Source organism: Acinetobacter sp., from assembly GCF_036659555.1.
In the GTDB taxonomy this organism is placed as follows: domain Bacteria; phylum Pseudomonadota; class Gammaproteobacteria; order Pseudomonadales; family Moraxellaceae; genus Acinetobacter.
Genome location: NZ_JAVXCI010000014.1, coordinates 1 through 24828, shown reverse-complemented (window position 1 = coordinate 24828; position 24828 = coordinate 1). Strand labels below are relative to the sequence as shown.

Below are 24828 nucleotides of genomic sequence, written 5' to 3'. Positions count from 1 at the left end.
TTATTGCTCCAATTGCTGTTTAAAAAGATTGACCCACGCCCGGCTGCTGGATTCACACTGGTTCAGCACCTGCTCAAAACCGTCATGCCCGCCATAATAAGGGTCTGGCACTTCCCGCTGCGGATAGTCCGGATCGTGCTGGCTCATCAGGGAGACTTGCGCGCGGATTCGGGCTGCGCCGTATTCCCGCTGCGCATGGCGCATCAGCTGCTGAATATTTTCCAGATTTTCATAATCCATCGCAAGAATCAGATCAAATTCAACGAAATCAAGCGTTTTTAACTGGCGCGCGCGCAAGGCGGATAAATCATAGCCGCGTTTTTGGGCATGCGCCTGACTGCGGCTGTCCGGCGCTTTATTCGGATGGTAATTGCTGGTTCCGGCGGAATCGACCAGCACATTCAGGCTTGCTTCACCGCAAAAGTGTCTGAGTACAATCTCCGCCGTAGGCGACCGGCAAATATTGCCTAAACAGACACATAACACCTTGTATGGCGTTTTGGATGGCATAACAACCTCAATGCTAGTTTTATTTCAAGCATCTTATGTTAAGTTATTTGGAAGATGAATCCTATATCAAGACTCAAGAATAATGTTCATTTAGGTATAAAAAATAAGGATAAGGCAATGAGTAATTTTCAGTTCCAAACCGTCAGCAATATTATTTCCGGCCTGGGTTCAATTATTGAGCTGGAAAATTTACTCAATGATTTTTCCCCGCAGCGCGTGCTGCTGGTAACTGACCCCGGCATCATCCAGCAGCAGCTGCATTTACCTATTTTAGAGATTTTCGAGTCGCAGCGGCAGGACTATGCCATCTATTCCAGCGTGCAGGCAGACCCGGTAGCGCATATTGTGCTGGACGCGCTGCAGTTTGCCCAGCAGCAAAAGGCGGATTTAATTTTAGGCTTTGGCGGCGGCAGTTCGCTGGATGTCGCCAAAGTGCTTGCGGTTCTGGCGCATCCGGATCAGAAACAGCAGCTGCAGGATCTTTACGGCGCCGGCAAGGCCAAGCGTCCGCGCCTGCCGTTAATTCTGGTGCCGACGACTGCCGGCACCGGCGCTGAAGGTCACCCCGGTTGCCATTATCACCACAGGCAAAACGGTCAAAACCGGCATTGTTTCGCCGGTACTGCATGCCGACGTTGCGATTCTGGATGCATCGTTCACGCAGAACCTGCCCGCGCAGATTACCGCGGCCACAGGCATAGATGCGATGGTGCATGCCATAGAAGCCTACACTTCTAAAATCAAGAAAAACCCATATGCCGACATGCTGGCAAAACAGGCCTTGCGGCTGCTGAATAAGAATCTGCCATTGGTGCTGCAAGACAGCAGCGACTTGGAAGCGCGCCAGCACATGCTTGTCGGCTCCATGCTGGCGGGACAGGCTTTCGCCAATGCGCCCGTAGGCGCCGTGCATGCCTTAGCTTATCCTTTAGGCGGGCATTTTCACTTAGCGCATGGCCATAGCAATGCGCTGGTGCTGACTGAAGTCATGAAATTCAATGCACCGGCTGCCAAGCAGCACTACGCCGAACTGATGCAGTGGCTGGACCCTTACAGCACAGGCTGTACGGATGGCCTGTGCGACCTGTTCATAGACCACATGCAGAGCCATTTGCAGCGCAGCGGCTTAACCCTGAAACTGAATCAGCTGCAGGTGCCTGAAGACCGGCTGCCGGCGCTGGCGGATGATGCCATGCTGCAGACACGGCTGCTGCAGAACAACCCGCGCGAGCTGACGCATGAACATGCCTTGAATATTTATCAGGCCATTTATGCTTAGCCGCGCAGCAATAGAATTAGGCTTAACTGACCGGCGTTACGCAGGATGCCGCTATTTAAGCTGAATATTCTCCAGCTTGCCGTCAAATGCAGTTAAAAGCGATTTAACCGCAGGCTCAGCATGCAGAAGTTCTGAAGCGCGCTGATTGGCTTTTTCCTTGCGCTTATACTGCAGATCATACGGCGTTGCCTGCTCCAGTTCTTCATACTGCACCTGAAAGCGGATTGCAGGCCACTGCGCATGCAGAGCCTGTTCCAGCACATGCTGCATTTGCGTCACTAGGCGCTCATACTGCTTTGGCACATGGAAAATGCTTGCGCCGCCAATCTCACCGGTCATCAGGCCATGCTGCGCCAACTCCTGCAGCGCCGGAGACAGCTCACTGCTTCTGAACCAGTATTCCCACTTATCCACCGTCCATTCACCTGTCAGCGCTTGCGGCTGCAGTTTTAAAATATCCTGCGGCATTTGTGCAGATGCATCCTGCTGTACTGCTGAGGCGGTGTCAGCAGGATGCAGCGGCGTGTGTTCCGCCTGCGCGGGCTGTACCGGCGCTGCTGCAAATAAGCCGTCTTGCGCTGCGGAATCCTGCGGCGCAGATGCAGCTGTGTCTAAAGCAGGCTGGGCTGCAGGCGCTGCCTGTATTTCCGCTGCTGCCTGAATGCCTAAAGGCGCATCTTCCAGTGGCGCGATTTCCTCAAAAGATAAGAAATCATCACTGCCAGCGTCATGCGCCGCCTGCATTGCACCCTGCCCGGCATCATCTTCATCCAAATCAAACAGGGCATCCGCGCTGGACGCATCAAAAACAATCTGATCTGAGGCAGATGCCGGCTGGCGGGTTTCTGCCGGCTGAATGGCTGCGCTTTCCACAGCAGACGGCTGATTTTCAGGCGAAGCAACAATAGCAGGCGCATCTTCCGGCTCATCTAAAAAATCATCTGATGAAGGCTCATTCTGCGGCGCTGCGGCATGCAGTTCATCCTCATCCGCATATTCATCATCTTCTGCAAAATACGGCGCTTCAGGCTGTGCCGCCGGCGCGGCCTGCACAGGCGGCGCGGGAACGGCAGCCTGCTGATGCTGCGGGGACGGCGGCGCGGCGGAAACCAGAATTTCATTCGGCTGCATCGGGCGGAAAGCCAGCAGGCGCAGCACGCACATTTCAAAGCCCTGCTCCTGCGTCACCGCCATTTGCAGTTCTGCGCGGCCTTTGCAGGCAATCTGATAATACAGCTGCAGATCCTGCGCCGAAACAATCTGCGACAGCTGCATAATTTTGGCATTGATTTCGGCGCTGTATTTCAGGCCTAAATCCGGCAAATACTGCAGCAGCGCCAGTTCATGCAGGGTGGAAATCAGCTGGTCTAAAACCAGCGACACATCCAGCGCCTGCTGGCGGAACTGCATCAGCAGTTCACTGATCCGGCCTTTCTGGTTTTGATGAATGGCGGCGATCAGGTCATAGATGATGGTGCGGTCAATCAGCCCCAGCATTTCTTTCACGTCCTGATGATGCACCTCGCCCTGGCCATAGGCAATTGCCTGATCGGCCAATGACAATGCGTCACGCAGCGAGCCTTGGGCAGATTCGGCAATTTGCCAAATCGCGTCCTGATCGGCCTGAATGCTTTCCTGCTGCAGAATGCCGGTTAAATGCTCGGTAATTTCATCTACCGCCAGCGGGCGCAAAGTAAACTGCAGGCAGCGTGAAATTACAGTAATCGGCAGCTTTTGCGGATCTGTAGTAGCAAACAGGAATTTGACATGCGCCGGCGGCTCTTCCAGGGTTTTCAGCAGCGCATTGAAAGAATGCGTGGACAGCATATGCACTTCGTCAATCAGATAGACTTTGAAGCGGCCCTGCGTCGGCGCATAAGGCACATTATCCAGCAGTTCGCGGGTGTCTTCGACCTTGGTGCGCGAAGCCGCATCAATTTCGATCAAGTCAATAAAGCGGCCTTCATTCACCGCTTTGCAAGTTGCGCAGACTTCGCACGGCGTAGAAGTTACGCCGGTTTCGCAGTTCAAGCACTTCGCCAAAATACGCGCAATCGTGGTTTTGCCCACACCGCGTGTCCCCGTAAATAAATAAGCATGGTGCAGGCGCCCGCGTTCCAGCGCGCTGGTCAGCGCGCGGGAAACATGGTTCTGGCCAACCAATTCGTTAAAATTACGCGGGCGATATTTTCGCGCAAGTACTTGATACATGTATGCTCCTTTTGACCTGCATAAGCATACTGTTTTTTTAGCTCAGAGTGAATGAAGATCTCAGTGTTGGGAGCTAATTCGATCAATTTCTTCAAACTTGACAATCTTAATGCTGGCGTTATTTTCAGCCCTATTCAGCAGGATCACGCTGCCTTGAACGCTGTCCAGAACAATCCATTTATTATTATCTTTAACTTTCAAAACCGCTTCCGGTGAACTGGACAGATTATTCAGCTTCAGCTGCGCGGAAAAGCATGTTGCCAATACCGCAAGAATCATCAGAACCAGATACCTTAAGCCCTTATCTTTACGCACCTCTTCATCTGTCAGAATAACCAGGATGACGCCAATTAAAACTGCCGTCCAGAGCACTGCTGGCCGGCTGATAATATTCAATGCCGAAAGGCAAGTAATGCATGATACTGTGATAAAGACGACAAAAAACGACCGCCAGCGGACAAACTTCTTTTCAGCCAGCCTCAGCTGCTGCTTTATTTCATGATTATCTCCCCCGGCAGACAGCTTATATCTTTTTTTAGGCTTCAAATGGTGCGCTTTTCTTAACAGAAAAGCATACAAAGCCATAGGCACTCCAACCAAGGCGGTGACCGCCAATATAAGCGCCAGCACTTTGATAATTTCTGAAACATAAAAGGCCGGGGATAAAATGGACATCACCCATATGGCGTCTAAAGAATAATAAAAGTAGGCATTGGAAATAACTGAAATAGACAAAGCAATGGCTGATAAGATTCCTAACAGCTCAGTCAGCGGTAATTCTTTTTGAATCATGTTCTTATCAAGTAAAAATATTCTTTCCGTTTTAGCATGCCCGCTGCGCAGCGTAAAGGCGCTGCTGCCTATTCAAGCTTAGGCGCTGCGCAAAAAAAACGCCAATGCGCCAGCGCTGCAAATATTTCTAAAACCGGCTTTGCCTAAACTGAATCAGCGCTTTTCAAATTCGGCTGCGCTCCACCATTTCACATCATGAATCTGCGGCTCATTTTCCAGAATCTGCGCCAAAGCCACCGTGAGCTGCAGCAGCTGTTCTGTCAAATCAATATCCGCTTTAAACCATTTCTTAATGACTGGATTTTTCGGCTCAATCATCACTAAATAACCGTTTTCATATTCTTCATACCGGCCGCAGCCCAGCCAGATGTCATCATGAAATGGCGCTTCAAAATTGACGCAGTAGCCCCAATCTTCGGCATGAATGCCTGCAGCGGGCACACCTTGCTGCTTTAATTTTTCATCTAAAAACTGCGCCAGCGCCCGTCCCCAAATGGCGCCTTCCCATTCTTCAGGATTATCTGAACATGGCGGAAAAAGGCTGCTTTTAAATTCGACATAAGATTTCAGCATATGCGTTCTCTCCACTCTACGGCTACATCAGCAGCCGGTAAGGCCAGCTTAAGCAGTTAAGCCGGTTCAAGCAAGAAATCATCCTGAGCCACGTAAGGCTTTGCCGTTTGATCTTCGCGGATTTCCAGCAGCTGATGCTCTAAATCAAGATAAATTAAATTGCGGGTTTTGACATTCAGCAACTGCAGCTGCGTCTGCGCCTGATCTTTAAACAGCATGCGCCCTTTCAGTACCTGCACGTCATTGTGGCTGCTCAGGCTTTCACGGCGCAGCTCATAGCTCATGTCCGGATTCAAAGCCAAATCCACCGCCATGCCGGGGCATTCTTCGCAGCGCGAAATGCATCCCATGCAGGGTGTAGTCCCTTGATATTTTCCGGCCCAGACCGGAACAGCCTGCTTTTGCACGGCTGCTTTGCCCTGCGGCTGGGCAGCTTGCTGCGCGCCCTGCTCTGCGTCCTGACAGCCGAATGCCGCCGCTGCGGCCACTAAAGGTATAAAAATTGCTTTTTTCATCTGAACCGCTTAATGCCAAAATACGGCGCAGAAAATAGCATATTTCGCCGTCAAAATCTTTTGCCGGTGCAAATTCAGAACCAGCCTTTGCGCCCTTTCAGCACAGCATCCGCGCAGCGCAAAGCTTCTTGGGTCAGGCTCCACAGGCGGTAATCGCCAATCATCGAAGCGGCTGCGAAATTATGCGTATAGGCGAAACTGAGCTGGCGCGCCGGATCGCACCATGCGCCAGAACCGTTAAAGCCGATGTGGCCAAAACCCTGTGAGGATTTGCCCAAGCTCAGCACCCGGTGATAGCCCAGCCGCCAATGCATGGGAATAGGCATAATGCGGTCGCGCTTGCGGCTTTGCACTGCGCTCAGCTGAGCAAATACTTCGGGCGAGATGATGACTTGATTGTTCCAAACACCGTGATTGGCCAGCATGGCGTATATTCTTGCCAAGCTGTTGGCCGTAAATGCGCCATTGGCCGCCGGAATCACCGCCTGTATGCCTTCATCACTGAAAAAGCTGAATTTCTTCATACCTTTGGGAATCATGGCATCCTGATAATCCTGCGGATTCTGCCCGCTGAACTCCATCAGCTTATCCAGAGGCGATGCTTTGCGCGCAGCCTTTTTGGTGTTTGCAGACGGCGCCGATCCACTTTGAGGCTTGGGCAGCAGGCGCGCAACACGGCGCAGCTGGGCATCCGGCACGCCAAAATACGCGCCGTCCAGCGCCAGCGGTTCAATTAAATAGCGCTGCATCAGCACCGCCAGGGGCTGGCTGGATGCCTTTTCCAGCACGCCGCCCACCAGCCAGCCAAAGGTTAAAGGCTGATAGGCCAGATCTTCGCCAAAGCTGAAACGCGGTTTGGCTTTGGCCATGACCTCCAGCATATGCTGCCAGTCGGCCATTTCCGAAGCTTCGGCAATATTATTGCGCACATCGTATAAGCCGCTTTGATGGCTGAGCAAATGGCGCAGGGTCATCTGCGCTTTGCCGTTCTGCGCAAATTCAGGCCAGTAATGCGCAATCGGCAAGTCATAGTCCAAAATGCCATGGCTGACCATAATATGCGCCAGCGTGGCTAAAACGCCTTTGCCGGCGGAATAGCAGATTGACAGCGTATCAGCCTGCCACTGTTCATCCTGCGACTTTTGGCCGGTATAAATATCTACGGCTTTCCGGCCCTGAAAATACACCGCCAAAGCAGCGCCACCGTATGCAGTGCGGGCATCGTGCAGCCGGCTGAACAGATGCGCCAGGTCAATAAAGCGCTCATCAATATAGCCTTGGAAATTGCCGGTATCGGCAAAAATCAGCTGCTTGAGATTCTGTATATCCATGTCCTTGGCCTTATTTTCTGAATGTTATTTTCTGAACCATCCTAATACAAAAAAGCCCGAATTTTAAACAATTCAGGCTTTTTTAAACGCAGCTTAAAGCGCTTTGACCGAACCGGCCACATGCGGCTTCTGATTCTTCGCACTCCTAATCAGGAACTTTGTGCCTTTGCCCTGCTGCGCAGTCAGAAATTCAACTTTAGACGGCAAGTACATCGGCAACTTAAACCAGACATCCGCTTCATAGGCATCCGGCAGGCTTAAGTTTGACAAAGCCTTTGCCTTGCTCCACATGCCGTGCGCAATCGCCTGCTTAAAGCCGAACGCTTTAGCGGTCACGGCATGAATATGGATCAGGTTGAAGTCGCCCGAAGTCAGCGCATAACGGCGGCCGGTATTTTCCGAAACTTCCCATTCGGCGGCGGCTTTATATTCAGGCGCTGCGTTCTCAGGCGCTTTGGCGGATGCGCTGCCGGCGGCAGTTTTCTGACGCGCCAAATACGTGGTCCGGGCTTCCACCACAACTTCATTGCCGACTTTGGCCACGGTAATGAAATCAAACTGCACGCCTTTGTCATGCGGCTTGAGCTCGCCGAATTTGCAGGACAGGGTCAGCTGTTCATTGACGCCGACTTTGCGGTTTTGCTTCACTTGGTTGCGGATATGCACTAAGCCTAAAATAGCAAACGGAAACGCTTCCTGCGTCATCATATGCATTTGCAGGCTTTGCGACAGCACCGCCAAGTAAATTGCTGGAATGTAGCCGTTATTTTTAAAGCCGCATACTTGGTTATAGGCTTTTAAATGCTTTTGATCGACTTTGAATGAATCCACCACATATTCAACCTGCGGCAGAACTTTTTCACCTTTCGGCTTTTTGAAAATCAAGCCTTGAATCACTTTCGGATAAGCCAAATACGGTTTTGGCAGCTGGCTAAAATGGCGAGTGTTCATACTGGACCTTTGTTAAATTCTTTTGAGAAGTACGCTCTTCTTTTCAGCGAGAGAGTTAGAGAGGGCCTTTTAAAATAGATATGCCCCTCCTGATCAATGAATTCCTCCTAAAACCCCGCGCTTAGCGCAAGAGAAGGTTTATAAAAAGGGGGCTTCAATCATTATAAATTTTTACCCCTCCCTAACCCTCTCCTTAAAGGAGAGGGAACTTGCATTATGCAAGCGAAGGGAGAAGGTGCTTTCATTTATTGCGCTTTTAGGCGCCCAACAGGCTTTGGCCACATACGCGCACCACATTGCCATTTAAGCCGGTAGAAGCAGCCGATGCAAACATCGCAATGGTTTCCGCAACGTCAACCGGCAAGCCGCCCTGGCTCATCGAATTCATGCGGCGGCCCGCTTCACGGATTGCAAACGGAATGGCTGCCGTCATTTGAGTTTCAATAAAGCCCGGCGCAACCGCATTAATGGTAACGCCATTTTTCAGCAGCGGCGCAGTAAATTTCACTACGCCCACTACGCCGGCTTTAGAAGCTGCATAGTTGGTTTGACCCAAGTTGCCGGCAATGCCCGAAATTGAAGACACGCAGACAATCCGGCCATTGGCGTTGAAGCCGTCATTATTCAGCAGGTAATCGTTTACGCGTTCAATCGCTGACAGGTTGATGTTGATCACCAAATCCCAAAGCTCCGGCTTCATATTGGCCAAAGTCTTGTCGCGGGTGATGCCGGCGTTATGCACAATAATGTCCAATCCGCCCTGCGATGCTGCCGCCTCTTTAATTTTCTGGCCCGCGTCAGCGGCGGTAATGTCAATTGCTAAAGTTGAACCGCCAATTGCGCCGGCTACGCGGTCAAGGTCAGCCTGCTGCTGCGGCACGTCCAGGCAGATCACATGCGCGCCGTCGCGTGAAAGCACATGCGCAATCGCTTCGCCAATACCGCGGCTGGCGCCAGTCACAACCGCAGTTTTGCCTGCCAGCGGTTTCGCCCAGTCAATATCTGCAGTATCGGCTTTAGAAACGCGGATGACTTGGCCTGAAACATAGGCGGAGCGCGGAGAAATGCTGAAGCGCAGCGCAGATTCAAGATTGGCTTCAGCGCCGGCATCAACATAGATCAAGTTGGCTGCAATGCCTTTTTTAAATTCTTTGCCTACAGATTTAACAAAGCCTTCCAGCGCGCGCTGCGCAATGGCCTGCTTAACGCTTGGCGCAGTTTCAGGTGTGGTGCCGACCACGACGACACGGCCAGAGGCCTGAATCTGGCGCGCAATCGGGCTGAAAAACGCATGCAGCTCATGCAGCTGCTCAGAACTTTCAATGCCGGACGCATCAAAAACCACAACTTTGAACTTAGATTCCTTGTCGCCTTCATTAAACGCGCCAAGGCTTAAGCCCGCTTTAGCGGCCGCCTGCTGCAGCGCTGCATTGTTGCCTGCATAGCTGTTTGCATGAATATTTGCCAAGACTTGCGCAATTGAACCTGACAGCGTGCTGTTTGACGCCGCCCCGACAAGCACTGCGCCTTTTACCACAGGAACAGCAGACTCAAAACGCTCGAGGAAAGTCGGTGCAGGCAAACCTAAATTTTTGATGACAAATTTACCAATTGGAGATTTTGCGAATGCTTGGTATTGGTCAGTCATGTGTGTCTCTCTCGAAAAAATTAATTTTTGATGGCTTTTGAAGATATTCTTTTAACTTCAATATGATGTCTTTAGACTCATATTTCAACAGATCCATCAGTTTCAGATGAATCATACTTGAGTTAAAGTTTCGATGACTTGACCTGAAAGCATTCCGCAATGTCATTCCAGTCAATTCAGCCGCGAATTGAATGTGTTAATGTAGCGCTCAGAAACACTTTTACATGCTTGGAAAAGCCTTATGAGCAAAACAACTCAAGAAAATCCAGCAGTCGAAAATTCTGCTGGCAGCGCAGTGTCAAAACCATCAAAAAGCACTGCGCGCACCGCTAAAAATTCAGGCCCTGCGGCGAAGCCGGCATCGAATACAGCAAAACCGGCCCGTACCCGCGCTGCCCCTGCACGCAGCAGCGCGCAAAGCCCGGCTGCCGCAGCGCCTGCTCCAGACCTAAAACAAACAACTCAAACTTCTGTTCAACAGGATCAAACCATGAGCCAAAACACTGTCCGCCGCGTTGCTATTATTGGCGGCAACCGCATTCCATTCGCACGCTCAAACGGCGCTTACTTCACTGCATCCAATACAGACATGTTTACTGCAGCGCTCAATGGTTTAGTTGAACGCTTTAACCTGCAGGGCCAGCGTTTAGGCGAAGTGGTTGCGGGCGCAGTATTAAAGCACAGCCGTGACTTTAACATGACGCGCGAGTGCGTGTTAGATACAGAACTTGCGCCTGAAACACCTGCTTACGATATTCAGCAGGCATGCGGCACCGGCTTGCAGGCAGCGTTCCTGATTGCCAACAAAATTGCCTTGGGCCAAATTGAAGTCGGCATTGCCGGCGGCGTAGATACCACATCTGACGCGCCAATCGCGCTCGGTGACGGCCTGCGCAAAGCGCTGCTGGAACTGAACATTGCGAAAACCGGCAAAGACCGCTTAAAAGCTTTGACTAAAATCAATGTGAAAGACCTGATGGATGCGCCTAAAAACGGCGAACCGCGCACTGGCCTGTCTATGGGTGACCATCAGGCCATTACTGCGCTGGAATGGGGCATTCCGCGCGAAGCACAGGATGAACTGGCAGCATCTTCACATCAGAAAATGGCGGCGGCTTATGAAGAAGGCTTCTTCGATGACCTGATCACACCGTTCCTGGGCCTGGAGCGCGACAACAACCTGCGTCCAGAATCTTCTGTAGAAAAACTGGCGAAACTGAAGCCGGTATTCGGCAAAGGCGACGGCCGCACCATGACTGCGGGCAACTCTACGCCACTCACAGACGGCGCATCTTGCGTGCTGCTGGCGTCTGAAGAATGGGCCAAAGCCAATGGCCATGAAATTTTAGCTTATTTAAGCTTCTCTGAAACCGCAGCGGTTGACTTTGTGGGCAAAAAAGAAGGCCTGCTGATGGCGCCTGCCTATGCCGTGCCGCGCATGCTTGACCGTGCAGGCATTAAACTGCAGGACTTTGACTACTACGAAATTCACGAAGCTTTTGCATCTCAAGTCTTGTCGACCTTAAAAGCCTGGGAAGACCCTAAATTCTGCAAAGACCGCTTAGGCTTGGAAGCGCCATTGGGTTCAATTGACCGTTCTAAACTCAACGTGAAAGGCTCGTCTTTGGCTGCTGGCCATCCATTCGCTGCAACCGGCGGGCGCATTCTGGCCTCGGCTGCCAAATTGATCAGCCAAAAAGGCTCAGGCCGCGTGCTGATTTCAATCTGCGCTGCCGGCGGCCAAGGCGTGACCGCGATTGTAGAGAAATAATTCCCGGCCTTCATGCCTTCAATAAAAAAGCCGCATGCATAATGCGGCTTTTTTATTCTCAAAGAAAATGCCAGCCAGTTCAGCAGCTGGCTGGCATTGTGCTGGCGCTTTTCAGCAGCTTAAGCTTCGCTTTGGCTGTAATCAGGCTTGTAGCCCAAGCTTGCTTCAATATGGTCATAGCCCCATTGGAAAATAAAGGTATACACCAGAATGCAGGTGGTCATGCCGAAATCCAGCAGAATGGCCTGCCAGATGCCCATATCTAAAGCATAAGCCACCATTGGAATGGTCGCCAGCATCAGGCCGCCCTCAAAGCCGATGGCATGCAGAATGCGCACGCCCACCGTTCTCTTGAGTTTTCTTTTGGCTTCAAACTTTTCAAAAAAGTGGTTGAATATCATGTTCCAGAATACCGATGTCACCGCCATGGCGATGCCCAAGGCGCCTGTCACTTCCATCGGCGCTTCAAAAATAAAGCTCAGCGCAATTGCTATGATGACCAATAGGATAAGCTCATAGCTCAGCGCATGAATAATCCTTCTTTTGGAAATCAACATTTTAAAAATACTCTTTGTTTCATTTGGATTACCCGCATTTTATTTCTATAATATTGATGAATCCAGTTAGATTCTTTCAAATTATTTGACAGATAATACAGGCCAGCCTAAACAGTATGAATATCAATCAAGAACAGCTGATCATTTTTAAAACCGTCATGGAAACCGGTTCATTTTCCGCCGCCGCGCGCAAACTGGGCAAAGTGCCTTCTGCGGTCAGCATGTCCATTGCCAATCTGGAAATTGACCTGAACCTGAAGCTGTTTCAGCGGGCGGGCCGTGAGCCGGCGCCTACGGCGCAAGCCAGAACCTTATTTGAAAAAACCGAACAGCTGCTCATTGAAATGAACCAATGGAAGCAGCATGCGGCTGCCTTAAGCACCGGCTTGGAATCCGCGCTGAATATTGCTGTGGTGTCTGAGCTGCTGCATACCCACTGGACAGACTATATTTCCCTGCTGGAGCATCAGTTTCCTGAGTTGCAGATCAATATTTTTTCTGCCCCGCAGGAAGATGCGCAGAAAATGCTGATCAGCGGCGCGGCGCAGTTTGCCTTGATGTTTGAGCGTGAGCAGCTGGAAAGCAATGAGCAGTTTGTCGAGCTGAAGCGCGCTGCGCTGGTTCCCGTGGCATCGAAAAGCTATGCGCTGGCGCAGCACGCGTCCATCCGCTTTGAACAGATTCTGCAGAGCCGGCAGATTGTGGTTGCCAGCCGTGACCGCACCATTAAGCCGGAGCTGCTGTATTCCAAAACATACTGGCGCACCGACAACCACCACTCCGCCTGCGCCCTGATTATGCAGAACTTGGGCTGGGGGGTGCTGCCGCTGGAAATGCTCAATGAAAACCCGCAGCTGAAGCAGCATCTTAAAATACTGAACTTTGCTGACTTCACGCCAAAATTTGAATATTTTGTCGACCTGGTCTGGAACCGGGAAAGCCTGCAGGGCGCCGCTGCCCGCTTTCTAATTGATCATGTGCGGAATCAGCGGAAAAATGCATTTTAGCTGCAATTGGCCATCGCTTTTTTCCTTGGGTTGAATTGAGTTTGTGATATAACTGACTATACAGGCAATAACTTTAAGAACTAGATATCCATGACACACTCTGCCCTAGACCAATTAAAAAGCATGACAACAATTGTTGCTGACAGCAGTGATTTGTCTGCTATCGAAAAGTTCCGTCCGCTGGATGCAACCACTAATCCATCCCTGATTACCGCCGCCGCCAGTCAGCCCGAGAACCGAGCGCTGATTGAAAATGCATTTGCCCAAGCCAAGGCCGAAGGCTATGCCAATGATGAACTGATTGAGCGCACCATTGATATTTTAACCGTCAAATTAGGCGCGGAAATTCTCAAGCTGATTAAAGGCCGTGTTTCTACGGAAGTAGATGCCGCCCTGTCCTACGACACCGAAGCAACCATTGCCAAAGCCAAAGCGCTGCTTGCGCTGTACAAGCAGTACGGCATTGACCAAAACCGCATTTTAATTAAGATCGCCTCGACTTGGGAAGGTATTCAGGCCGCTAAAGCGCTGGAAGCTGAAGGCGTGCATTGCAACCTGACGCTGCTGTTCGGCCTGCATCAGGCGCAGGCCTGCGCCGAAGCCGGAGTTACCCTGATTTCACCTTTTGTCGGCCGCATTCTAGACTGGTATAAAAAGGCTGAAAATGTCAGCAGCTACCCGGTTGACCAAGACCCCGGCGTGCTTTCCGTTAAGCAGATTTACCACTACTACAAGCAGCGCAGCGTTAAAACTGAAATTATGGGCGCCAGCTTCCGCAGCATTGACCAGGTGCTTGGCCTTGCCGGCTGCGACCTGCTGACCGTTGCGCCAAACCTGCTGGCAGAGCTGGAGCAGGACACGCGCGAAGTTCAGCTTCAGCTGTCTGAAAAGCAGGCGCAGGCCTCTTCTGAGCAGCTGTTTGACACTTTGGACAGAGAGTCATTTAAAGCGCTGCTTGAGCATGACTTGATGGCATTCCAGCTGCTGCAAAGCGGCATTGACGGCTTTATTAAAGCGCGTGAACAGCTCAGCACCTTACTGCGCCAGTCTTTCGGCTATGACGCGGAAATTCAAGCCTGATCTGAATTTCTTATTTCTTTATCCGGGCCGATGCTGCACTATAGTGCAGCATCGGCCTTTTATGTGAGTTTTCAGTGTTTGGCATTACAGATTTACCCACCTATATTATTGGCACAATGCTGATTGTGCTGCTGCCGGGCCCCAACTCCATTTACGTGATGACCATCGCTTCACGCTACGGCATCAAAGCCGGCTATGTCGGCGCTTTTGGCGTCTATACCGGCGACATGCTGCTGATTATTCTAACCGCGCTGGGCGCAGCCTCTTTGCTGCATGCCTTTCCTTGGCTGTTTATCCTGCTGAAAATTGTCGGCGCGGCGTATTTAAGCTATCTGGGCATTAAATTATTGCGCGCAGCCTATAAAACATGGACAGCGACGGCAGCGCCTGAACAGGTGCAGTGCAAACAGGAAAGCCTGGAACAGCAACGCCCTTTCCGCACGGCGCTGACCATCAGCATTTTAAACCCGAAAGCGATTCTGTTTTACCTGTCGTTCTTTGTGCAGTTTGTTGACCCTGCGTACCCATACCCAGCGCTGACCTTTGCCGCGCTGGCCGTTGTGCTGCAGATCATCAGCATGAGCTATCTGACCGTGCTAATTTTCTCCGGCGCCAAACTCGCATCATTTTTCACGCACCGCTATAAGCTGACCGCCTGCTGCGTGGCATCCGTCGGCCTGCTGTTCTGCGGCTTCGGCCTGAAGCTGGCCACCTCGACCCTGTAGCGCTGCGCTGGAATGCGCGCTGATTTTACGTACTGGAATTTTCACCAAAAAGTTAATTTTTTATGCAGCTTTGCGCTTTCCGGCTAAATATGAATAGCGTATGATTATTACGCTTTTCAACCAATAAGAAGCACTAACAGCAGCAATGGACTATGCAAAAAATTCTGAATGACTTCACTGTGCCTGCCGTCTTTGCAGGCTTTATCACCTTTCTGGTCGGCATCAGCGTATCCGCCGTTCTGGTTATTCAGGCTGCGCAAACGCTGGGCGCGAGCACAGAGCAAATCACCTCCTGGTTCTGGGCGCTGGGCTTAGGCATTGGCTTAAGCGGCTTAATTCTGTCCTGGAAGTTTAAATATCCGGTTGCCACCTCATGGTCTACCGCGGGCTTGGCCTTAATTTTAGCGACCGGCAGCGGCTACAGCTTAAATGAAGCCATTGGCGCATTTTTAATCTGCGGCCTATTGACGGCAGTCCTAGGCTTTCTGGGCATTTTTGAAAAAGTCCTGTCCTATATTCCGCAAAGCCTGACCAGCGCCATGCTGGCAGGCGTATTGCTGAAATTCGGCATTGCGCTTTTTGCCAGCATGCAGAATGAATGGGCGTTCATTCTGTCCCTGCTGGCGGCCTATATACTCTCCAAGCGCTTTTGGCCGCGCTACAGCATTGTAATTACCGTGATTGCCGGCATCGCCATGTGCCCGCTGTTCCTGAATTTCAGCATGCCAGCCTTGGACTTCAGCTTAGCAAAACCGGTTTGGGTCAGCCCTGAATTCAGCAGTTCCGCCATTTTAGGCTTAGCTTTGCCGCTGTTTGTAATCAATATGGCATCACAGTACCTGCCGGGCCTCGCCATGATTAAAAGCTACGGCTATCAGCCGCATGTCAATCATTTGATTGGCTGGACAGGCACGGCTCAGGCGCTGCTGGCGCCATTCGGCTGCTACAGCGTCAACATCGCCGCCATCAGCGCCGCCATCAGCCTGGATGACCAAGCCCATCCTGATCCATCCAAGCGCTATATTGCCGGCATCAGCTGCGGTTTTTTCTATATTTTAATGGGCATCTTCGCTGCCACATTAACCAGTTTTTTAATGTCTTTTCCGGTGATCTTTATTACCGCTTTGGCAGGCATTGCCTTGCTGGGCACCATCAGCCACAACATTGCAATCGCTTTTCATGAAGCGTCAGGCCGTGAAGCTGCTTTGCTGACCTTCCTGTTCAGCGCATCCGGCATTCAGTTTTTCGGCATCGGTTCCGCATTCTGGGGGCTGATTTTCGGCTTTGCCGTGCATTTCATCTTAAAGCTCAGAAAATAATTTCAGGGCAGGCGGACGAAAGGCTAAAAGGCATCTTTAGTTGAAATATCTATTGAAAACATATATATATATTTTATTTCAATGCAAAAATCAGTTAATTTGTGAGCTTTTAGGCTTGCACTGCCTCATTTTTGCTTTATAAAGTTTCAATGCCTTTGCGCAGGCAAAACCTTACTTTGGAAAGACCCAAAGTAAGCAAAAGTCTTTTGTTACCCATACACAGCTTCCCTGCCGTGATGGGTAACGTGCGGCATCCATGCCGCACTCGCGTCTCCGAAGTTTATTTACTCAACTATGGAACAGCAATGCTGTAAAAGATGCTTTTTATATGCCATTCAAAAAAAGCTGTTAAAGATAGGTGCGGCGTATCAATTCAGCTTGAACATCCTGTATTTGCTCAGGCTGTTCTGCACCAATAAAAACCGCCAGCCAAACGCCGTCGGCAGCATAGCGCAGGAGGCTTAAATCCATGCCGCTGTCGGTGTGCTGATGGCGCGCCAGCCGGCCGTTCAGCCAATCCATCCACATTTCGTTGAAAGCATGATCGGTCAGCATGGTCATTGAAATGGCAGACCACAGCGTGCCGATTCCTGAAGCATCGGTCTGCAGCGTAAAATGAATATAGGCGCGGCTGAAGCAGCCCTGCGGCTCTGGGTCTTGCCTGATATATTCATCAACCGCCGCGTCCAGCCGGCGCAGCACTTCCTGCACCATAGCCTGCAGCAGCTTTTGCTTGCTGGGAAAATGATGGAATACCCCGCCCTTGGTCACGCCGGCCAAATCAGCAACGCCCTGAATGGACACGCCGGCTGCGCCTTTTTCCGATGCCAGCCGGATAGCGTGCTCAATGATTTTCTGCCGGAGCGCCTCAGGCGCTTTCTTGCGCTGATATGGATTTTCCATTAATGGCCTGCTGAATTTGAAAAAATATTAATCACCACCACGCCGGAAACAATCAGCCCAATGCCGATCAGCGCAGCTGTATCCAAGCTTTGACGGAAAACAAAATAGCCAATTAAGGCCGTCAGCACAATGCCCACGCCAGCCCAAATAGCATAGGCGATGCCCAATGGAATCACTTTAATCACTTGCGAAAGCAGATAAAAAGCAATGCTGAACAGCACAATCACGGCGGCTGAAGGCCACAGCTTGGTAAAGCCCTCGGACTTCACTAAAAAAGTTGAACCTGTCACTTCTGAAACAATCGCCAAGGCCAGCAGGCCGTAAGCAATCAATACCGGATTCATAACACCCTCAAAAAAACATACCATACGGTCGGTATGTTAATTGTTTATTCATATAATGCAAGCCTTTGCTGTATAAAATTTAAGGCGTCAGCTGCTGCAGAAAGCCGATTGTTCTATCAAAGGTCAGCTGGCTGGCTTTCTTGCTCATCATAAATTGATATTCATGCACCAGCAGCTCTTTAGAGTCTGGATAAAATGCTTCAACCACAGGCACATTCTGCTGCTTCAGCGTTTCTGCAAACGGCAGGGACTGACTTTCAGTTAAAAAATCCTTATTGCCTCCGCTGATGAATACCGGCGGATAGCTTGGCGTAACATGCTGGCGCGGCGAGATGCTGGACAGGAATGCCGCATCCTGCTTGCGGCCTCCGGTATAGGCCTGCACCAGATTATTGATGCCCCACTCCAGCAGCCGGATTTCATCCGGCGCCGCCGCCACAAAATGGCTTAAATCATAAATGCCGCAGTGCAGGATTAAGCCTTTCAGCTGGCTGATGGAAATTGCCGGCTGAAAATTCTGCGATTTTGCATAATTAGCATTGCTGACAAATGCAGCATAGTGGCTGGCCATATTGGCGCCGGCTGAATCGCCTGCCAAATACAGCTTGCCGGCATCAATCTGATACTGGCCCGCATGCGCCGTGATAAACGCCAAGGCCTGATTAATCTGCTGCAGCTGCGCGGGGTAAATCACATCCGGCGCAAACTGGTACTGCACCGAAATCACATTGTAGCCCTGATCCGCCAGCCGCTTGAAATAGCCTTGGGCATGCTCCTTAGAGCCTGAAATCCAGCCGCCGCCATGAATCCAGACGATGGCCGGACGCGCGCCCAGCGCTGCAATATCTGCAGGCTGGTACAGGTCAATATGCAGGTCAGGATTCTGCATGTACTGAATATCGGCCTGCACCCGAACGCTCTGAGGCGCATGCCGCTCAATAAATTTCTTCTGAATTTCTGTCGATGCATTGAATGCTCCCGCAATCAGCTTAGTGCTGCTGCCCGCGCTCTGGCAGGCTGTTAAGTTCAGCATCAGGCAGGCGCCAAGCAGCGCCCCGGCCATCTTCAACCGCATGACGTTTATCCTCAAAAAGTTATTAATACCGCAGAATGCACTAAGCCTGAACAGCAGAAAAATTACAAGTCTTTGTTTTCTTAAGCAAGTTGCAGATAGCTGATCTGAATGCTCAGTTTTATTTGCGGGAAAATTGGCATTTTCCAAGATGATTATTATCTAATTTCATGAATTTACGATCTTTTTTCAAATTATAAATTGAACCTGCATGCACAATGTGCTATCAATTGAAGACAGGGTCATAACGATAACTTTGGAGTTTCTCCCATGTCTTATAAGCAAATTTTAGTACCTGTAGATGGTTCACAAATCTCGTTTTCTGCGGTCAAAAAAGCCGCGCAAATTGCCAAGGCATTTGACAGCAAGCTCATGCTCATCAGCTTAGTTGCAGAAGACCCGTTCACCGATGCGGATTTCTATTATTCATCCGCAATCATGAAAGAATACTTTGTGCAGGCGCACGAAAATGCAACCAAATCTTTAGAGGAAGCCTTTGAAGCTGCCAAAGCTGAAGGTGTAAATGCAGAAACTAAAATCGTTAAAGGCCAGGTTTCTGCGGAAGGCATTGCAGAAACAGCTGCTGAATTAAAAGCGGATCTGATTGTGATGGGTTCTCACGGGCGCAAAGGCTTCCAGAGAATGCTGCTGGGCAGTTTTGCGCAGGATGTACTGAGCAATACAGCATTGCCGGTTCTGATCGTAAAAGCTTAATCTTCAGCAAGCCCGCCCATGTTTGGCGGGCTTTTGCTGTGGCGCATTCATGCCGCAGAAAATCATCCATTTTAACACGCAACAGCCGAACACCCTAAGGAGCAGCGCATGATAACTTATCAGCATATCCTCGTCCCTGTCGATGAATCTCCAATTTCCTATGCTGCCGTTGAACAGGCGCTTGCTTTAGCCAAGTCTTTAAACAGCCAAGTGACCGTCATGAGCGTAATTGCGGTCGATCCATTTTTTGGCGTGGACTTCTACAAAGTTGCGCCGGCCATTACCGACTACTTTATGCAGGCGGAAAAAAACGCCAAAGAGCGCCTGGAAGATATCAAGCAGTCCTTTATCCGCGACGGCATTGAAGTTGATGTCAAACTCATCCACGGCGTTTCGCCGTCTGAAGGCATCATTCAAGTCGCCGATGAAGTCAGCGCGGATTTGATTATTATGGGCTCGCATGGCCGCACAGGCCTCCAGAAAATGATGCTGGGCAGTGTCGCTCAAAATGTGCTGACCCAGTCCCCGATTCCGGTGCTGATTGTCAAAATTTAACGCATCAGCGCTGATTTTTAAGCGCAGATGCAGCCCCGGCCGGCTTTAGCTCGCTGGAGCTGAAGCCAGTCCTAAAAGCCAGTGACTGGCTTTTTCTTTTTAAACCCCGGATTTTGCTGGATATGTGCAAATACTATCCACGCTATTTAATGCATGCTACGGCGCGGCGCATAGCTTCGCAAAAAAGACAGGCTCCGAATGAAATTTACGCCCTTAAACACGGCACGGATGAGCCAAAAGCTCAACTGATTTCCAATCATAAACGGGCTGGCGCTGCGCGGTTAAGCGCTTTATTATCTCAAAATCCGCTTATTCATTGGTGCGGATAACCACCGTATTGGCCATTTTGTCATGCCAGCCCTGCTTGCGCTTGTCAAAGGCGACCCAGAAAATGCCGATAAACAGCACCATCATGGCGGGAAAATAGCCGACATAACGGATAATCGACTGCTTCAGGTCGATATTATCGCCTGTGTCGGCATCGACAATTTTCAGCCCCAGCAGGATTTTCCCCGGCGATGCAGACCACAGCATCCAGACCGCTACGGTATAAGCAAAAGGCAAAATATAGTTCACAGCAATGTCAAACCACAGCACCTGCGGCTGTTCAGACAGGCCTGTTGCAAAAATGCGGTGCCAGTCCCCGGAATAAAAGAACCAGAGGATAGGATAAGTCGCAATCATCAGAATAATAATATCAATGAGCGAGGCGCCGGTGCGAACCCAAAAACCGGCATACTGGACATCTGAATTCAGCATTTGTTTAAAAACCCGTATTTTTCTTTTATTTTTCCAATCTACCTGAATTTATTCAGATATACGAGCTGCCTTTTAGTCCTGTATGCAAAGAATCCCTCAGTAAAGGGATTTCAGCGGGCGCGCTATGATTTACTGATTGCCTGATGCAAGCCCTGCAAATACGCTTCCGCTTCTGCGCCATTGCGGAATTGCTTTTCAAACAGCCCGGTATTTTGAAGGCTATTCGGCGTATATTCCACAGCAACCGCAAATGCGCCATCATGCAGGCTTTTTGCAATCCGCACTGCAATAATATGTTGAGAGTTCAAATAAAAACCATCTTCAACTTTAACTAACATAACCGCCTCAAGCTTAAAAAAAACATAATGATTCAGGGAATGCCCGCTTAAACTTATCCGTTGAAAAATCTAAACCATTGATCATCAACCTCAAGCCATTGTACACCTTAAGTGTGATTTATTTATCACTTTTCACATAATATAATGAAAGATTTGACAGTTGATTCTGCAGCCTGAATATTTCAAGCCTTGCGCTTATATGGCATTGGCGCCGCGCCAAAGCCCGAATACTCAGCCATAAAAAAGCCCTGCGCTATGCAGCATAGCGCAGGGCTTTTTGACACTGAAAAATTAAACGTTCAGCATGCTGTTCAAGGTTTCAGACACGTTTTTCGATTTCACTTGCGGCTTGAGCGCCTCAAGTTCAGCTTTGACTTGGCTGCGCTGCGGTTCCGCCAAAGTGTACCAGCGCGACAGCGCCTGCAGCAGGCGTGAGCCGACAATCGGGTTTTTCTCATCCAGATACTTCGCCAAGCCGATGAAGTGCTGCACGCCAAAGCTCCAGGTATTGACAGGATTGGCATTCAAGCCGCCGCTGACCGCGCGGATGCGGTTTGGCGTCGTCAAATCATAGTCAGGGTGCGAAGTTAAGTACTGAACAGTCTCTGCAGACGCTTTCGGATGCGCTGCCTGCACCATAAACCATTGATCCAGAGCCAATGCTTCATCGTTAAAGCGCTTGTAGAAATCCGCCAAAGCGGCTTGCGCCTGCGGCGCGTCATTCCAGACCAGCACGCGCAATGCGCCTAAGCGCTCAGACATATTGCCCGTCGCCTGATACTGCGCATAGGCAAGCTCAAAGGCCTGCGCATCGCCTTGGCGCGCCATCATGCCCAGCATGATGTTTTTCAATGCGCGCACGCCCATCGCCTGTGAAAATTCTTTCTGCAGATCCGGATCCAGCGCAAGGAAAGTTTCTTTGCAGAATGCGCCCAGTTCACGCGCCAGCGTTTCCAGCAAGGCATTGCGCTTTTCCTGAATGGCGGCAGGACTGTAGCCCGCATCAATGCGGCTGCCCAGATAGCCTTCTGACGGCACGTCAAATAAGCGCGACGCCAGCAATGGATCTTTCTGAATCAGCTCAGGCAGTGTGTTTTTCATGGCCTGAACATAAATTTCAGCGCCATGGCCATCCAGCAAAATCCGCTCAAGCAGCGTCTGAGCAGCCTGCCACTGGTTAAAGCCGCTGGTTTCATGCTGCATCAGGAACGCAAGCTCTTCATCTGAATAGTTGAATTCCAGATCTACAGGCGCAGAGAAATTACGCAGCAGCGATACCACAGGCTTCGCAACTACGCCGCTAAATTCAATATCCACGCTTTCTGCATCAAACAGGTAGACGCCGTCCTGCACCGCATTTTCAACCAGCGCTGAAGAGTTCAGCGTCAGCTGCTCGCCGCTTTCCGCATTGAATAAAGCTAAAGCCACAGGAATAGGCACCGCTTTCAAGTTCGGATATTTCGGATGCGCTTTGAGGCTCTGCTTCAAGCTCAAGCGGTACGTTTGCGCCGCAGCGTCATATTGGCCTTTGGCTTCCAGCTTAGGCGTGCCCGGCTGGTTGTACCATGTCAGAAATGCAGACAGGTCTATGCCTGAGCCTGCAGTCAAAGCAGCCACCCAGTCTTCCACCGTTACAGCTTGGCCGTCATGGCGGCTGAAGTATTCATCTGTGCCCTTGCGGAATTTTTCCTTGCCCAGCAGCGTCGACATCATGCGGTTAATTTCCGCGCCTTTTTCATACACAGTTGCAGTATAAAAATTGTTGATTTCAACAAAATGGTCTGGACGCGGCGGATGCGACAGCGGGCCTGAATCTTCAGGGAACTGGTGCGCTTTCAGCACGGCAACATCGTCAATGCGCTGCACGGCGGCGGACTGCAGGTCTTCCGAGAAAGACTGATCGCGGAAAACCGTCAAGCCTTCCTTTAAGCACAGCTGGAACCAGTCGCGGCAGGTAATGCGGTTGCCCGTCCAGTTATGGAAATACTCATGGGCAATCACCGACTGCACACGCATGATGGCAGCGTCGGTGGTGTACTCTTCATCCGCCAATACGCATGAGGTATTGAAGATGTTTAAGCCCTTGTTTTCCATTGCGCCCATATTGAACTGGCTGGTAGCCACAATCATATAATTGTCTAGGTCATAAGGGCGGCCATAGTGCTCTTCATCCCACTGCATGGAATGCTTCAGCGCATCCATCGCAATGCGGCATTTTGGAATGTCTTTTTCTACCGCGTAAATTTCCAAGGCCACATCACGGCCTTCAGAGGTCACATAGCGGTCTTTCAGCACGGCTAAATCGCCAATCACGCAGGCGAAAAGGTAGCTTGGCTTCATGGTTGGATCTTGCCAAATGGTGTAATGGCGGCCTGCGCCAGCTTCGCCGGCTTCCATCAGGTTGCCGTTGGCCAGCAAGACCGGGAATTTTTTATCGGCTTCCACCCGGGTGGTAAAGACCGACAAAACGTCCGGACGGTCTGGATAAAAGGTGATTTTGCGGAAGCCTTCCGGTTCATTTTGCGTTACAAACAGGTCGCTGCCGGCCTGATACAGGCCTTCCAGCTGGGTATTTGACTCAGGGTGAATCACGACTTGGGTTTCAATCACCGCCTGATCCGGCGCATCGGCAATCACCAGCTGCTCCGCATCCAGCGTATAGCCGCTTTCAGGCAGCGCCTTGCCATTCAGCAGAATGGATTTCAGTTCCAGATCACGGCCCAGCAGCACCAAGTCTCCTGCAGTCTGGCGCTGCATTACCAATTTGGCATTCACATAGGTATGCTCATCAAAGACCTGAATATCTAAATCAATTGAATCAACAAGAAAAGAAGGTTTTTGATAATCTTTTAAATAAACCGTTTGGTCCGCTTCGACCACTGGATTTGCCGCGATATTCATATTGTGTCCTAATGCATGTTGTCTTTGGCTAGACTTTTATCTCTGAGATCATTTGATCATAGGTCAATATTCACAGTTTGTCTGCGCCTTTGCCTTGTTTTTCTATATGGGACTGCCGGCGGCGCTTTTCAATTCAATCATTGGGTTAATTCGGGCTTCCAGCTCATAATTCATGCAGGGTTCAGCTTCGCTGCGCAAGACAGAGCAGCAGTTTGCCTGCGCTGCGCCATTTTGGGCTGCATTGGCGCTGCCTGCCGCCGGCATGCTTGCTGTTCAGGCGCGCATATTTGCCGAAGCCTGAAAGAATTCATCACGGCGCGCAATTCTGCTGAATTGCATCTCTGCAGGCGCAAAGCACAGAATGTGCCGGCAGCATTCAGGCTGGATAATAACAACTTCAATATATTTCATAAACTTGCCAATTGCTCTGCTTCTTTCCTTTCATCCCCCTCAGCTCAAGACGCGCTGTCCTGTTGAAGAAATCCAAACATTAATTTCCAAAGCTGTACATTTTGTGCACGGATTTTGCTTGTATCTAAGCCTGCAAAGTTCACTATAAAACCTAAACAGGCAAAATTCCGGCAGCAATAGAGAGGTGCAAGATGTATTTAAAAGAACACATTGTCCGCGTCGAAAACATCAGGATATTGCAGGCGCTTGACGCCGCAAAGATTGATCATAAAGTGATTGCCGTATTCATGACTTGCGAAGGCATTCCTTTGCAGGCCTGCGATGTCAGCGCCATCATCAACAGCTATGACGCGCTTGGCGCCAAAAAGGCGCCGTCTAAAAAAGCGCGGGCTTTAATCAATGCAAAACAGCTTGGAGAGGAGGATGAATCGCTGCCGTGCCCAGCAGCTTACTGAAGCTTGTTCTGAACACTTAATGCTGATCAGTTAAGGAGTTTTACAATAAATCCCTTAACTTTTTGGCCATTCACGGCGGAGTCTTACCGTTTTTAAATTCAATATTT

24 protein-coding genes and 1 pseudogene are annotated in these 24828 nt (G+C 50.4%); 10 read left to right on the top strand and 15 right to left on the bottom strand.

The features are described 5' to 3' along the window. Positions 1-510: a low molecular weight protein-tyrosine-phosphatase gene (locus RSA72_RS03475; RefSeq protein ID WP_332622354.1), complete on the bottom strand. Its 510-nt coding sequence runs from the start codon at positions 508-510 to the stop codon at positions 1-3. A 117-nt stretch (positions 511-627) separates the two neighbouring features. Here RSA72_RS03475 and RSA72_RS03470 point away from each other — a divergent pair. After that, a pseudogene (locus RSA72_RS03470) lies at positions 628-1789 on the top strand (iron-containing alcohol dehydrogenase). A gap of 51 nt (positions 1790-1840) precedes the next feature. On the opposite strand, the gene dnaX reads toward RSA72_RS03470, so the two are convergent. The 7 genes from dnaX to RSA72_RS03435 form a co-directional block, all read right to left on the bottom strand. Continuing rightward, positions 1841-4000, bottom strand: a complete 2160-nt coding sequence (gene dnaX / locus RSA72_RS03465) for a DNA polymerase III subunit gamma/tau (protein ID WP_332632763.1) — start codon at positions 3998-4000, stop codon at positions 1841-1843. Positions 4001-4060: 60 nt separating this feature from the next. Beyond that, a complete protein-coding gene (locus tag RSA72_RS03460) occupies positions 4061-4792 on the bottom strand; it encodes a hypothetical protein (RefSeq protein WP_332632761.1) in 732 nt (243 codons plus the stop codon). Between the two features lie 153 nt (positions 4793-4945). Next, positions 4946-5365 (bottom strand): hypothetical protein, encoded by a 420-nt coding sequence (locus RSA72_RS03455; RefSeq protein ID WP_332624701.1) that lies wholly within the window; start codon positions 5363-5365, stop codon positions 4946-4948. A 56-nt stretch (positions 5366-5421) separates the two neighbouring features. Next, entirely contained in the window at positions 5422-5880 is a 459-nt protein-coding gene (locus RSA72_RS03450) for a copper resistance protein NlpE N-terminal domain-containing protein (protein ID WP_332624700.1), read from the bottom strand. 74 nt (positions 5881-5954) lie between these two features. Beyond that, positions 5955-7211 carry a serine hydrolase domain-containing protein gene (locus RSA72_RS03445; RefSeq protein WP_332632759.1) on the bottom strand — a complete coding sequence of 419 codons (1257 nt, stop codon included), beginning with the start codon at positions 7209-7211 and terminating at the stop codon, positions 5955-5957. Positions 7212-7304: 93 nt separating this feature from the next. Further along, positions 7305-8162 (bottom strand): MaoC family dehydratase, encoded by an 858-nt coding sequence (locus RSA72_RS03440; RefSeq protein ID WP_332624460.1) that lies wholly within the window; start codon positions 8160-8162, stop codon positions 7305-7307. Between the two features lie 256 nt (positions 8163-8418). Next, positions 8419-9810: a 3-oxoacyl-ACP reductase gene (locus RSA72_RS03435; protein WP_332624462.1), complete on the bottom strand. Its 1392-nt coding sequence runs from the start codon at positions 9808-9810 to the stop codon at positions 8419-8421. Positions 9811-10051: 241 nt separating this feature from the next. Here RSA72_RS03435 and RSA72_RS03430 point away from each other — a divergent pair, with 241 nt between their 5' ends. Further along, entirely contained in the window at positions 10052-11581 is a 1530-nt protein-coding gene (locus tag RSA72_RS03430) for an acetyl-CoA C-acetyltransferase (RefSeq protein WP_332624474.1), read from the top strand. Between the two features lie 119 nt (positions 11582-11700). Here RSA72_RS03430 and aceI read toward each other — a convergent pair whose 3' ends face one another. After that, on the bottom strand, positions 11701-12138 hold the full coding sequence (gene aceI / locus RSA72_RS03425) for a chlorhexidine efflux PACE transporter AceI (protein WP_332624468.1): 438 nt from the start codon (positions 12136-12138) through the stop codon (positions 11701-11703). 116 nt (positions 12139-12254) lie between these two features. On the opposite strand from aceI, the gene RSA72_RS03420 reads away from it, so the two are divergent. The 4 genes from RSA72_RS03420 to RSA72_RS03405 all read left to right on the top strand — a co-directional run bounded on the left by RSA72_RS03420 (position 12255) and on the right by RSA72_RS03405 (position 16269). Then, positions 12255-13145 carry a LysR family transcriptional regulator gene (locus tag RSA72_RS03420; RefSeq protein ID WP_332624470.1) on the top strand — a complete coding sequence of 297 codons (891 nt, stop codon included), beginning with the start codon at positions 12255-12257 and terminating at the stop codon, positions 13143-13145. 90 nt (positions 13146-13235) lie between these two features. After that, positions 13236-14225: a transaldolase gene (gene tal, locus RSA72_RS03415; RefSeq protein WP_332632757.1), complete on the top strand. Its 990-nt coding sequence runs from the start codon at positions 13236-13238 to the stop codon at positions 14223-14225. Positions 14226-14299: 74 nt separating this feature from the next. Further along, positions 14300-14950, top strand: a complete 651-nt coding sequence (leuE, locus tag RSA72_RS03410; protein ID WP_332623908.1) for a leucine efflux protein LeuE — start codon at positions 14300-14302, stop codon at positions 14948-14950. Between the two features lie 152 nt (positions 14951-15102). Further along, positions 15103-16269, top strand: a complete 1167-nt coding sequence (locus RSA72_RS03405; RefSeq protein WP_332623910.1) for a benzoate/H(+) symporter BenE family transporter — start codon at positions 15103-15105, stop codon at positions 16267-16269. A 348-nt stretch (positions 16270-16617) separates the two neighbouring features. On the opposite strand, the gene RSA72_RS03400 is transcribed toward RSA72_RS03405, so the two are convergent. From RSA72_RS03400 to RSA72_RS03390, 3 genes are all read right to left on the bottom strand, one after another. Next, entirely contained in the window at positions 16618-17172 is a 555-nt protein-coding gene (locus RSA72_RS03400; protein ID WP_332623912.1) for a TetR/AcrR family transcriptional regulator, read from the bottom strand. After that, positions 17172-17504, bottom strand: coding sequence for an SMR family transporter (locus RSA72_RS03395; RefSeq protein ID WP_443098277.1), 333 nt, complete (start codon positions 17502-17504; stop codon positions 17172-17174). Before RSA72_RS03395 ends, RSA72_RS03400 begins: the two co-directional genes overlap by 1 nt. A 91-nt stretch (positions 17505-17595) precedes the next feature. After that, positions 17596-18591: an alpha/beta hydrolase gene (locus tag RSA72_RS03390; RefSeq protein ID WP_332623916.1), complete on the bottom strand. Its 996-nt coding sequence runs from the start codon at positions 18589-18591 to the stop codon at positions 17596-17598. Positions 18592-18858: 267 nt separating this feature from the next. Between RSA72_RS03390 and RSA72_RS03385 the strand changes: the two genes are divergently transcribed. Both RSA72_RS03385 and RSA72_RS03380 read left to right on the top strand, forming a co-directional pair. Continuing rightward, positions 18859-19302: a universal stress protein gene (locus RSA72_RS03385; RefSeq protein ID WP_068912412.1), complete on the top strand. Its 444-nt coding sequence runs from the start codon at positions 18859-18861 to the stop codon at positions 19300-19302. A 108-nt stretch (positions 19303-19410) separates the two neighbouring features. Continuing rightward, positions 19411-19857 (top strand): universal stress protein, encoded by a 447-nt coding sequence (locus RSA72_RS03380; protein ID WP_332623918.1) that lies wholly within the window; start codon positions 19411-19413, stop codon positions 19855-19857. Positions 19858-20166: 309 nt separating this feature from the next. On the opposite strand, the gene RSA72_RS03375 is transcribed toward RSA72_RS03380, so the two are convergent. The 3 genes from RSA72_RS03375 to pepN form a co-directional block, all read right to left on the bottom strand. Next, positions 20167-20616: an RDD family protein gene (locus RSA72_RS03375; protein ID WP_332632756.1), complete on the bottom strand. Its 450-nt coding sequence runs from the start codon at positions 20614-20616 to the stop codon at positions 20167-20169. Between the two features lie 122 nt (positions 20617-20738). Then, positions 20739-20954: a hypothetical protein gene (locus tag RSA72_RS03370; protein ID WP_332624664.1), complete on the bottom strand. Its 216-nt coding sequence runs from the start codon at positions 20952-20954 to the stop codon at positions 20739-20741. A gap of 291 nt (positions 20955-21245) precedes the next feature. Further along, positions 21246-23855 (bottom strand): aminopeptidase N, encoded by a 2610-nt coding sequence (gene pepN / locus RSA72_RS03365; RefSeq protein ID WP_332632754.1) that lies wholly within the window; start codon positions 23853-23855, stop codon positions 21246-21248. Positions 23856-24027: 172 nt separating this feature from the next. On the opposite strand from pepN, the gene RSA72_RS03360 reads away from it, so the two are divergent. Together RSA72_RS03360 and RSA72_RS03355 are read left to right on the top strand one after the other, a co-directional pair. Beyond that, positions 24028-24156, top strand: a complete 129-nt coding sequence (locus RSA72_RS03360; RefSeq protein ID WP_332624746.1) for a hypothetical protein — start codon at positions 24028-24030, stop codon at positions 24154-24156. Between the two features lie 301 nt (positions 24157-24457). Next, positions 24458-24721 carry a hypothetical protein gene (locus RSA72_RS03355; protein ID WP_332624747.1) on the top strand — a complete coding sequence of 88 codons (264 nt, stop codon included), beginning with the start codon at positions 24458-24460 and terminating at the stop codon, positions 24719-24721. Positions 24722-24828: the final 107 nt, after the last annotated feature.